The organism is Butyrivibrio sp., assembly GCF_024699075.1.
In genome coordinates this window covers 1-2,166 of sequence record NZ_JAILQF010000220.1, presented here as the reverse complement: position 1 = coordinate 2,166, position 2,166 = coordinate 1, and the positions used below count along the sequence as shown (strand labels likewise).

The 2,166-nt window shown below is 40.1% G+C and carries 2 protein-coding genes and 1 pseudogene; 2 read left to right on the top strand and 1 reads right to left on the bottom strand.

Annotated elements, in window-relative coordinates:
• A pseudogene (locus K6G87_RS08635) lies at positions 1-357 on the top strand (tRNA uracil 4-sulfurtransferase ThiI); the annotation flags it as partial.
• 112 nt (positions 358-469) lie between these two features.
• Here the strand turns inward: K6G87_RS08635 and K6G87_RS08630 are convergent.
• Positions 470-700 (bottom strand): HPr family phosphocarrier protein, encoded by a 231-nt coding sequence (locus tag K6G87_RS08630; RefSeq protein WP_022755825.1) that lies wholly within the window; start codon positions 698-700, stop codon positions 470-472.
• Between the two features lie 87 nt (positions 701-787).
• Between K6G87_RS08630 and mtaB the strand changes: the two genes are divergently transcribed.
• Positions 788-2,166 (top strand): tRNA (N(6)-L-threonylcarbamoyladenosine(37)-C(2))-methylthiotransferase MtaB (gene mtaB, locus K6G87_RS08625; protein ID WP_296835912.1); only part of this gene is annotated, 1,379 nt, incomplete at its 3' end.

The following is a 2,166-nucleotide window of genomic DNA, read 5'->3' as shown; positions in this document are numbered from 1 at the left end:
CTTGCTAAGAACTCAGGTTGTATGGGACTTATTACAGGTGAATCAATAGGACAGGTTGCATCACAGACAATGCAGTCACTTCTGTGTACTAATGCTGTTGTAGAGTCTATGCCTGTTTACAGACCTGTTATTGCTTTTGATAAGCAGGATATTGTAGATATATCTCTTAAGATTGATGCTTATGAGACTTCAATTCAGCCTTACGAGGACTGCTGTACAATTTTTGTTGCCAAGCATCCTGTTACAAAGCCAAGGCTTGATATTATTGAAGATCATGAGGGCAATCTTCGTGATAAGATCGATGACATGGTCAGAAAAGCCATCGATACAGATGAGATCATTGAGATCACAGCATAAAAAAGGGTATTCAAAAGGGCTCTGGAATACTCCAGAGCCCTTGAACTAACTATTAAAAATTGTAAAGCCCTAAGGCTTTACGTGCACCCACACAATATCTGCGCATTGATACTCAGATCATGTAAGGCTTTAAAACGTTGATGACTTCGTCAACGCCGTCTTCTGCATGGATATTCAGATCGATCGGTTTAGAAAGATCGAGTGAGAAGATGCCCATGATTGACTTTGCATCGATAACGTATCTGCCGGAAACAAGATCGAAATCATAATCGAATTTTGTGATCTCGTTAACGAAAGATTTTACCTTATCGATAGAATTAAGTGAAATTTTAACTGTCTTCATTGCGCAAATACCTCCTTCTTTTTTTAATGATAAACGAGAGGATGGTATAAGTCAACGTCAAAACACCGAAAAAAAAGGAGTTAGTTAGTGAAAAGTGTTGCACTTCACAACCTTGGATGTAAGGTTAACAGCTATGAGCTGGATGTAATAGAACAGGACTTTAAGGCAGCAGGCTATGAGATAAAGCCATTTGACCAGCCTGCTGATATATATATTATCAATACTTGTACCGTTACCAATATTGCTGACAGAAAGAGCAGACAGATGATCCACCGTGCCAAAAAGGAAAATCCGGGAGCTCTTGTAGTTGCAGTAGGATGCTATGTTGAGACCAATGAAGATAAAGTCAAAATGGATGAATACATAGACATAGCGATAGGTAATAACAAAAAGAATCAGGTACTAAATATAATTGAAAAGTACATGGATGAAAAAGCCATGGATGATAGCGCTTCTTACCAGGCTGAGACCGATAAGAAAAGCCGTAAGAACGTAGCAATGGAAATGGATGCTTCTATCAAAGTGGGCAGCAGCATAAAGCCTGAATATGAAGAGATGAAGCTTTCACATGTTCCGGATCATACAAGGGCCTATATAAAGATTCAGGACGGATGCAATCAGTTCTGCTCATACTGCCTTATTCCTTTTGCCAGAGGCAGGATAAGGTCAAGACAGCAAAAGGATGTAGTGTCAGAGATTCTGGGACTTGCAGCTCTTGGAGTCAAAGAGGTTGTAATTACCGGAATACATGTAAGCTCCTATGGACTTGACAGAGGAGAGTCAGAACTTCTGGATCTTCTTAAGAAGATTCATGCAATAAAGGGAATAGAGAGAATAAGACTTAGTTCTCTTGAACCAAGGATAATAACTCCCAAGATGGCTACAGCTATGGCAGGCATGCCAAAGCTCTGCCCTCACTTCCACCTGTCACTTCAGTCAGGCTGTGAGGCTACCCTTAAGAGGATGAACAGGCATTATAGTGCAGAGGAATATTATCAGGGAGTTGAGCTTTTAAGAAAAGTATATGACAGACCGGCGATAACTACAGATGTGATCGTAGGATTCCCGGGAGAGACTATAGAAGAGTTTGAAGAAAGCAGAGACTTTTGCAAAAAAGTCGACTTTTATGAGATGCATGTCTTTAAGTACTCTGTCCGCAAGGGTACTGCTGCTGAGAAAATGCCAGATCAGCTTACAGACAGACAGAAGTCTGAAAGAAGTGATGTTCTTATAGATATGTCTAAAGAGCAGTCCAAGCGTTACAGAGAAAGCTTTATCGGAGACAAAGTCAAGGTTTTGTGGGAAGATGCTGAAGAAATTGACGGCAAATTGTATATGACAGGTCATACTGAAAGATATGTAAGATTTGCCATGGAAATCTCTGATAACGAGAAAGCTTCAGAATTATCGGGAACTTTTGCAGAAGGTACCTGCACAGGATTCCTTACTGAAGATATTATGATATT